This is a genomic window from Anaerotignum sp. (assembly GCF_031981185.1).
In the GTDB taxonomy this organism is placed as follows: domain Bacteria; phylum Bacillota; class Clostridia; order Lachnospirales; family Anaerotignaceae; genus Chakrabartyella.
Window position 1 is genome coordinate 1 of record NZ_DALYUL010000006.1, and the last position, 360, is coordinate 360.

A 360-nucleotide genomic window follows, 5' to 3' on the forward strand; every position below is an offset into this window, starting at 1 on the left:
GGAGTTTATAAAATGGAAAAGAAGATAAAAAAGTCCCCAAGGAACGGCAATTCCGAAAGGGACAAGCTAAAAAACTCACTTTGAAAATAACAGAAAGGATGGGATTTGTCAATGGCGGAAATTAAGAATGAGATTGTACAACATTTTGGGGTGATTTCCCAAGGTGAATGGACAAGGGAGTTAAATCTTGTCAGCTGGAATGGTAGGAAAGAGCTCTATGATATACGGGGATGGGCTGACGACCATGCAAAATGCTCCAAAGGGATTACCTTAAACAAAACGGAGCTGAAATCACTGAGAGATATTTTAAACAAGATGGAATTATAAGGAGGAATACATACGGGCAGATGGGACAAAGAA

1 protein-coding gene is annotated in these 360 nt (G+C 39.4%); it reads left to right on the forward strand.

Going from position 1 to position 360, the window contains the following annotated elements; translation table 11 throughout:
* The first annotated feature begins 111 nt into the window (after positions 1 to 111).
* Entirely contained in the window at positions 112 to 327 is a 216-nt protein-coding gene (locus RTK36_RS04460; RefSeq protein WP_066047973.1) for a YdbC family protein, read from the forward strand.
* The last annotated feature ends 33 nt before the right edge of the window (positions 328 to 360 follow it).